Source organism: Bradyrhizobium sp. LB8.2 (assembly GCF_040548035.1).
GTDB lineage: Bacteria > Pseudomonadota > Alphaproteobacteria > Rhizobiales > Xanthobacteraceae > Bradyrhizobium.
Genome location: NZ_JBEPQV010000069.1, coordinates 1 through 7,855, shown reverse-complemented (window position 1 = coordinate 7,855; position 7,855 = coordinate 1). Strand labels below are relative to the sequence as shown.

The following is a 7,855-nucleotide window of genomic DNA, read 5'->3' as shown; positions in this document are numbered from 1 at the left end:
GCTTGAACTCCCGCGTAAACTGCCTTCTCTCCATGACGCACCTCCTGCTCCATAAAACACCTAACTTGGTGTCTTCGGAACCGGGTGCAGCTCAGGCAGTGGGAGTCGCTAGGAAGAACAATATAGAACGCGTACTCGGCTTGAACCTCTCGTATGTTAGAGCACTCAATCGAGGCGATCACTTTGCGAGCATTGGGGCGCTTTGCTCTGATATTTTGCCGCTGATCCCAAGTCACGGATTCGAGGAGAAGTTTGCTCATCTATCTGCGGAATATGCGGCTAGCCTCCGCATGTGCGGGCAGCATCCCAAAGCTAAAGGGATAATTGAAACGATTTTGGATTATGACTTTCCCAACTACAAAAAACAGTCGACGCTGATTGATCTTGCATTCTGCCATGAGTCTCTCAAGGAGAGGAAAGATGCACGAGCTGTGGCGCGGCAGGTTATTGAGATTGATCCCCATTCGGATTTCGCTCTTCAAGCAGAGGCTCTCTTAGTAGAGTTGGCTGAGGAGGATCCGCAGCGTATCGAGAAACTGGAGGCTATAGAGCGGCGGGCCAGAAAGCAGAATGCTACGGTCGTCGCCGGAAACATCGCGCTCTTTCGAGCTAGCAGCGCGGGAGCGAATCCGACCGAAGTGCAAGCTATCTTGGCGCCTTTGCTAGATTCGAAAAGTACTTCTGATCACTACAATCGGACAAGAGCAGCGGTTAAAATTGCTGAAACCATGCTCAACGCAGGTATACCGCTTGCCGATACCGATCGCGGCTTGCTGGTGGAGGCCTACCATTTTGTCTTTAATGAACAGATGCCAGGTCTATTTGATCGATGCCATGATGCATTGTGGCGCGACTTTAAGAACAAAAGCGATCTAACCAATCTTTTGATTCTCTTTCGGTACAGTTCCCTGCGATGGCGGCTACGTAATGCTAGCAGAAAGGAAGAGAAGTATCTCGGTGAGCTCAAGGCGATCATAACCGACTCAATTGCATCAAGCTTGGTGAAAGCCGAGAAAGAAGTGACCTATTATTTGGTGAGAGCGACATTTTATATGCCGAAGGTTTAGTCGATATGGTGTGCATGCACGGGCCGCAGGCTTGCACAATAGGTCCGCTTTTGCTCGTCCAACTTTCAGCGGCTCGATTGCTTCGGAATTCGAAACGCGCCGCTACCGACCAAGATAGCCGCGTCACTGATCGTGACTGCATGGTACTCCATCCGTGAGCCGCTTTCGCTCCAATGGGGAAGGCCCGGAGCCATCAGGGGTACTGGATCGCCCGCTTTCGCACTCTGCGTCCAGGGCACGGCAGTTCAGTCCGTCACTTCCACACCGACTTGTCGGCGTCCCAGCGCTGGCCTTTCAGCTCCTTGGTGAGCGCCTCGACCGAACCGTTGTCGTCGGGCTGATCGCCTTCCTCGTCGGCCGTCGCTTCGTCCGAGAGATTGAGCTTGGCGCCGCTGCTCTCGTCGGCTGTCGTGGTTGCGGGGCTGCCGATCCAGAGCATGAGCTTGTCGGACGTGCCTGGCTTGTCGGGCGAGACGAGACCCGCGACCTCGATGGTGTCGGTGAGCTCGAGCGCGGGAAAATCCTGGTTCGGCCGCTTGAACACCAGCTTGAGCTTGCCGGTCGCCGGGTTGAAGCTTTGCGAGACCGGCTTTGCCGCGAGCGTCCTGCTCAGCACGCCAGCCACCGCGGCCGCGAGCTTGTCGCGGTTGAGCTTGTCGCCGTCGCGCCAGTCGGCGGCGGGGATGCGGATGGTGCGGTCCATCTCGGTCATGCCCGCGGTCCAGCCCGCGGTGATGACGCCGGGCATCGCCTTGAATTTCTCCAACAGGGCGCCTGCGCGCTCCGGATCGACCGACATGTTGATGGTCTGCTCACCTGCGCGCAGTGCGTCGCAGCCGACGGTGAGACTCGCCAGCGTCACCTCGACGTCCTGGCCCTTCAGGCTCTTCAGGAACTCGGTCGCGGCATCCAGCTTGACCTTGACCGCAATCGCTTCCGGCGAGACGTCGGTGAAATCCTTCGGCTGCGGCGTGATGCCGTCGTCGGAGGTCTGGTTGTCCAGGAATTCCTTCTCGCTGAGATCGGAATTGTCGGGAGAGGTGACCTCGGTCACGGCCTGGCCAATGCTGATCTGGCCGCGGAATTCGAACGTGTCTCCAGCCTGTTTGCGCAGCAGTTTGACGGTGACGGGCGCTTTCGCGCCGAGGCTCTGCGTCGTACCCGTCAGGTTCTGGCCGGCGACCTGGAGATTGACGACGAAGCGGTCCTTGCGGTCGGAATTCTTCGCGACCGGATAACAGACGTCGAGCACGGCTGCGGTGACGGTCTTGCCCTGGCGTGTCTCCTTCAGGATCACGTCGGCATTGCCGTCCATCAGCCCGTCGATCGAGGTGAAATAGCGCGTCTCCGCGCCGCTGGGCGCCGTAGCCTTCGGCGACAGCTTCATCTGGGCGGATGCGACCTCAGGCAAAACTGCAAGCAGAGCCGCCAATAAAACTGTCGGGCAAACCAGAAGCGCGCGCATCGACGAAATCCCCGGGCAATGGGGCATGATCCGGAAAAGTGTGAAGCGGTTTTTCCGATCAGATCATGCCCAAACAATTCGAATCGGGCGTTACCGTAGTGGGTTTTGGGCGCCGGTTGAATTGGAAAGCACAGGCCATGATCGGCAAAAAAGAAGGCCGCCCGGAGGCGGCCTTCGCAACACTATCAGGCGAGAATCGGCCTTAGAAGCCGCCCATGCCGCCGCCCGGCATGGCGGGCGCTTCCTTCTTCGGTGACTCGGCGACCATGGCCTCGGTGGTCACCAGCAGGCCGGCGATCGAGGCGGCGTCCTGGAGCGCGGTGCGGACCACCTTGGCGGGATCGATGATGCCCTTGTCGACCATGTCGACATAATCTTCGTTCTGGGCGTCGAAGCCGAAGGTCTCGGACTTGTTCTCCAGGATCTTGCCGACGACGATCGAGCCTTCCACGCCCGCGTTCTCGGCGATCTGGCGAAGCGGAGCTTCCAGTGCCTTCAACACGATGTTGATGCCGGCCTGAACGTCCGCATTGGCGTTGGTGAGACGGCCGACGGCCTTCTTGGCACGGAGCAGCGCGACGCCGCCGCCAGGGACGATGCCTTCCTGCACCGCGGCGCGGGTGGCGTTGAGCGCGTCCTCGACGCGGTCCTTCTTCTCCTTGACCTCGATCTCGGTGGCGCCGCCGACGCGGATCACCGCGACGCCGCCGGCGAGCTTGGCGAGGCGCTCCTGGAGCTTCTCACGGTCGTAGTCCGAGGTGGTCTCCTCGATCTGGGCCTTGATCTGGCCGACGCGGGCCTCGATCTCGGGCTTCTTGCCGCCGCCCTTGACGATGGTGGTGTTCTCCTTGTCGATCACCACCTTGCCTGCCCGACCCAGCATCTTCACCGTGACGTTCTCGAGCTTGATGCCGAGGTCTTCGGAGATGAGCTGACCGCCGGTGAGGATCGCGAGGTCCTCCAGCATGGCCTTGCGGCGATCACCGAAGCCCGGCGCCTTGACGGCGGCGACCTTCAGGCCGCCACGGAGGCGGTTGACGACCAGGGTGGCCAGCGCCTCGCCCTCGACGTCCTCGGCGATGATGACGAGCGGCTTGCCCGACTGCATCACGGCTTCCAGCACCGGCAGCATGGCCTGCAGGCCGGACAGCTTCTTCTCGTGCAGGAGGATGTAGGCGTCCTCGAGCTCGGCGGTCATTTTCTCGGGGTTGGTGACGAAGTAGGGCGACAGATAGCCGCGGTCGAACTTCATGCCCTCGACGATCTCGACTTCGGTCTCGATCGACTTGTTTTCCTCGACGGTGATGACACCCTCGTTGCCGACCTTCTGCATCGCCTGGGCGATCATCTTGCCGATGGCGGTGTCGCCATTGGACGAGATGGTGCCGACCTGGGCGACTTCGGAGGAGGCTGCGACCGGCTTAGCGCGCTTCTGGATGTCCTTGACGACAGCGGCAACCGCGATGTCGATGCCGCGCTTGAGATCCATCGGGTTCATGCCGGCAGCAACCGACTTGGCGCCTTCGCGCACGATGGCCTGGGCCAGCACGGTCGCGGTGGTGGTGCCGTCACCGGCGAGATCGTTGGTCTTGGAGGCGACCTCACGGACCATCTGGGCGCCCATGTTCTCGAACTTGTCCTCGAGCTCGATCTCCTTGGCGACGGTGACGCCGTCCTTGGTGATGCGGGGCGCGCCGAACGACTTCTCGATGAGGACGTTGCGGCCCTTCGGGCCGAGCGTCACCTTGACGGCGTTGGCGAGAATGTCGACGCCGCGCAGCATGCGATCGCGCGCGTCTCCGGAAAACTTGACGTCTTTGGCAGCCATGGTCTGTAATACCTCTTGTTTCGTGATGTGTCTGCCGCTCGGCGTCGCAAGTCCGGAGTCCGGAATCGAACCCGGCGGAATGATGGATGCCCGGATCTCAGGGACCCGGGCATGACATTCAGCGGCTGTTCAGGCTGATGGCCTTAGGCCATGACGCCCATGATGTCCGATTCCTTCATGATCAGGAGATCTTCGTTGTCGATCTTGACCTCGGTGCCCGACCACTTGCCGAACAGCACGAGGTCGCCGACCTTGAGGTCGATCGGGGTCAGCTTGCCGGCCTCGTCGCGGCCGCCGGGGCCGACGGCGACGATTTCGCCCTGGGACGGCTTTTCCTTGGCGCTGTCCGGAATGATGATGCCGCCCTTGGTCTTTTCCTCGGCGTCGATACGTTTGACCACGACACGGTCATGCAGCGGACGAAATTTGGATTTAGCCATGACGTTTCCCTTTGGAGGCTCGCTTCGGATGTAGCGGAAGTGGATGGGGCGGCGCTTCCCGTCCACCCTCTTGCCGAGGATCGGACGGCGCGCTTAGCAATCGGGCTTTCCGAGTGCTAATAGTGCGTCCGGAAATATGGCTTGGCCGCGATCCTGTCAAGCAAAGGTGGTTAAGCGATTGGTGAGGCGGATATAGGATTGTGTCTACAGAAACCTATTGGTCGCGCTGGCGTATAAAGGACGTCATTGCTCCGACAGCGGTTTTGCGCTTGGCTGCAGGATGGATGCGGTCGAGGTCTTGTTTGGGGGGCAGTTTGCTCGGGGGAATGTCATGATCAGTTCAGCTCACGCACGCACGGTTGCCAATCTGGCGGCCGCCTCTTGCCTGGCGCTGCTGCTTGGCGCCTGCGGCGGCGGCATGAGCCTGCCGTCGTTCTCGTCGTCCTCACCGCCGCCTGAGGCCGAGCCCGGGGCCGGCCCGGAAATGCCGGCGTCGATCCGCGCCGACGAGATCGTCGGCCGCTGGGGTCTCGCCTCGTTCCAGAACCCGGCCGACCGCGCCCGCACCGAGGCTGCCGCCCGGGCCCAGTGCAAAAATCCTTACGTGATCACCGCCGGCTCCTCCGGCGGCGTCATCATGCATCTCGCCGACCAGGCGACGCCGCAGGAGCTGCGGCTGAAGGGCTCGCCCAGCGGCAAGAACTATATCGGGCCGGCGGGTCCGACACCGGGCGAGCAGGACCGCGAGATCGTCTCCTTCGACGGCCGCGTCCTCATCACCCGCTTCATCGACAAGGATGCCGCCACCCGCTACGGCAACATGGTCTACGTCCGCTGCGCGCCAAGGGCGTGATCGGGGCGCCGGCCTAGCCACTCGTCATTGCGAGGAGCGAAGCGACGAAGCAATCCAGGCTGCTTCCGCGGACACAGTCTGGATTGCTTCGCTTCGCTCGCAATGACGAAAAAAAACGCCGGCTTGCGCCGGCGTTTTGTTTTTCAGAGTGTCGCGTCTGCTCAGTCGAACAGCGCGTCGATGTCGTCCTGCGAGGCGTGGCCGACATCGCCGGCGAGCTTCGGGCCGTTGAGGAGTTTTTCGTCCTCGCTGCGGGTGTCAGCGGCCGGCGCGGGCACGTGGGACTTGATCGCGTCGACGCCGCCCCAGATCTCCATCATGGAGTTGATGTGCTGCTCGATGAACTTCATCGTGCTCATGACCTTGCTGATGCGCTGGCCGGTCAGGTCCTGGAAGTTACAGGCTTCGAAGATCGAGATGACGCGTTCCTGGATATCGTCGGCGAGCCGTTTCTGCTGATCGGCCGATTGCACCTTGGACATCGCGCTGGCCGCTTGGTCGATCGACTCGGCGGCTTCGAGGATCTGCTGGGTCGCCTGTTCGGTGCCGCCGACGACCGCGCCGAGCTCGCCATTGACCTTGGCCATTTCGCCGCCGTCGAAGCTCTTGCCGTGCAGCGTCGCGATCTCGCGCTTGGTACGGTCGATGGCGTCGTGGATGAGGTCGAGCTCGACCTTCAGCTTCTCGCACTGCTCGATCTGCGCCCGGTAAGTATCGAGCATGGTACGAGCTTCGGAGAGCTCGTGAGCGGTGGAGGCGTCGATCGCCGCCATGGCCGCGCTGCCGGACAAGGGCGGAGTGCCCTTCGCCATCTGTGCACGGATCGCACGCAACTCGGACATGATCTCGCTATGCATCGGCGGAGCCTCCTCAATCATTTCGGGGCTTGGCATCTCGCCGACAACAGCCTCTTCGACACGAAAACGTTTGCGGTGAATAGCCATCAAGAACTCCCCCCACCTCACTCACGCGTCGTTTTAGGCAGAAGCGATTTAACACGAAGTTCACAGCCGGAACTGTCGTGCGGTCGCGTGCGACGGCGTGAAAACCTGCAATTAACCATGCGTGCGCGCCGTTCACCGAAAATAAACGCTGATCGCCAAATTGCCCCGCCGCTCGCGACGTGGTGAATCGAAACGCCGGCTCCGTTTACCAAACGAAACGGCTTTTGCTCTTTATTGACCACGTCGAGGGCGCGGATCAGCCAGATGCGTTCGACGGCGAATGTAACTAGACGAAACAGTACAGAGTACGTCGATGTTCAAAAAAATGTCTGTCGCGCTGCTCGGCAGCGCTTGCACCTTCATGGCCAGCGCCAACAGCGCCAGCGCATTCGATAATAGCGTGCCGAACGATCCGCCTGCGGTGCTTTACCAGCCGCAGGTGCCGCCGGCGCCGGTGCGCGTCGCCTCCAACGCGAACATGGGCGGCGGCTTCATCGAGTTCATGTTCGGTGACGGGCCCGGCCGCGGTCCGGCCTATGCTCCGCAGCAGCCGATGTATCAGCAGCAGCCGGGCTATTACGACCAGCGCCGCCTGCCGCCGATGGGCGAGCCGCAGATGCAAGGCGCCGGCGTGCAGCCGGAGGCGGTCGATCCGCGGCAGCGTCAGTTCGATCCGAGATTCGAGAAGCAACTTGTTGACTATAGCGGCAACGAAAGTGTCGGCACCCTGGTGGTCGATACGCCGAACAAGTTCCTCTATCTCGTCGAGGGCAACGGCAAGGCCATGCGCTACGGCATTGGCGTCGGACGTCCCGGCTTCACCTGGTCCGGTGTGAAGTCGATCACGGCCAAGCGCGAATGGCCGGCCTGGACGCCGCCGGCGGAAATGATCGCTCGTCGCCCCGACCTGCCCAGGCACATGGAAGGCGGCCCGGAAAATCCACTCGGCGCCCGCGCGATGTATCTCGGCTCCACGCTCTACCGTATCCACGGCTCCAACGAGCCCTGGACCATCGGCACCAACGTCTCTTCCGGCTGCATCCGCATGCGCAACGAGGACGTCATCGACCTCTACGGCCGCGTCAATGTCGGCACCCGGGTCGTGGTGATGTAGGCGCATCGCGCTCGAAACTAAAACGGCCGCCTCGTGGGCGGCCGTTTCTGTTGTGTGCCGAGTATGAACGACAGCTTGGAGGTGGAAGTCCTCTATCCAGCCTGATGGCGGCGAAGGATTAGCGAAGCGCAAGGGCGTCATCGT

Annotated in this window: 7 protein-coding genes; 3 read left to right on the top strand and 4 right to left on the bottom strand. The window is 61.5% G+C overall.

Features of this window, described 5'->3' with window-relative positions; translation table 11 throughout:
- Positions 1-1,067, top strand: a 1,067-nt coding sequence (locus tag ABIB06_RS38675) for a tetratricopeptide repeat protein (RefSeq protein ID WP_354070399.1), incomplete at its 5' end; no start/stop codon positions are given.
- Positions 1,068-1,320: 253 nt separating this feature from the next.
- Here ABIB06_RS38675 and ABIB06_RS38670 read toward each other — a convergent pair.
- The 3 genes from ABIB06_RS38670 to ABIB06_RS38660 all read right to left on the bottom strand — a co-directional run bounded on the left by ABIB06_RS38670 (position 1,321) and on the right by ABIB06_RS38660 (position 4,800).
- Positions 1,321-2,532, bottom strand: a complete 1,212-nt coding sequence (locus ABIB06_RS38670; protein WP_354052222.1) for a hypothetical protein — start codon at positions 2,530-2,532, stop codon at positions 1,321-1,323.
- 202 nt (positions 2,533-2,734) lie between these two features.
- Positions 2,735-4,360, bottom strand: coding sequence for a chaperonin GroEL (groL, locus tag ABIB06_RS38665; RefSeq protein ID WP_247343639.1), 1,626 nt, complete (start codon positions 4,358-4,360; stop codon positions 2,735-2,737).
- 143 nt (positions 4,361-4,503) lie between these two features.
- The gene (locus ABIB06_RS38660) at positions 4,504-4,800 is read right to left on the bottom strand and encodes a co-chaperone GroES (protein WP_247343636.1); all 297 of its coding nucleotides are present in this window, start codon (positions 4,798-4,800) and stop codon (positions 4,504-4,506) included.
- Positions 4,801-5,131: 331 nt separating this feature from the next.
- Between ABIB06_RS38660 and ABIB06_RS38655 the strand changes: the two genes are divergently transcribed.
- Complete coding sequence (locus ABIB06_RS38655) at positions 5,132-5,653, top strand: hypothetical protein (protein WP_027520433.1); 522 nt, start codon at positions 5,132-5,134, stop codon at positions 5,651-5,653.
- Positions 5,654-5,814: 161 nt separating this feature from the next.
- Here ABIB06_RS38655 and ABIB06_RS38650 read toward each other — a convergent pair whose 3' ends face one another.
- Positions 5,815-6,597 (bottom strand): protein phosphatase CheZ, encoded by a 783-nt coding sequence (locus tag ABIB06_RS38650; protein ID WP_247343631.1) that lies wholly within the window; start codon positions 6,595-6,597, stop codon positions 5,815-5,817.
- Between the two features lie 313 nt (positions 6,598-6,910).
- On the opposite strand from ABIB06_RS38650, the gene ABIB06_RS38645 reads away from it, so the two are divergent.
- Positions 6,911-7,711, top strand: coding sequence for a L,D-transpeptidase (locus tag ABIB06_RS38645; RefSeq protein ID WP_354052219.1), 801 nt, complete (start codon positions 6,911-6,913; stop codon positions 7,709-7,711).
- The last annotated feature ends 144 nt before the right edge of the window (positions 7,712-7,855 follow it).

Coding starts and splice junctions, on each gene's coding strand:
- ABIB06_RS38670 (WP_354052222.1), bottom strand. CDS start 2,532: ATGCGCGCGCTTCTGGTTTGCCCGACAGTTTTATTGGCGGCTCTGCTT.
- groL (WP_247343639.1), bottom strand. CDS start 4,360: ATGGCTGCCAAAGACGTCAAGTTTTCCGGAGACGCGCGCGATCGCATG.
- ABIB06_RS38660 (WP_247343636.1), bottom strand. CDS start 4,800: ATGGCTAAATCCAAATTTCGTCCGCTGCATGACCGTGTCGTGGTCAAA.
- ABIB06_RS38655 (WP_027520433.1), top strand. CDS start 5,132: ATGATCAGTTCAGCTCACGCACGCACGGTTGCCAATCTGGCGGCCGCC.
- ABIB06_RS38650 (WP_247343631.1), bottom strand. CDS start 6,597: ATGGCTATTCACCGCAAACGTTTTCGTGTCGAAGAGGCTGTTGTCGGC.
- ABIB06_RS38645 (WP_354052219.1), top strand. CDS start 6,911: ATGTTCAAAAAAATGTCTGTCGCGCTGCTCGGCAGCGCTTGCACCTTC.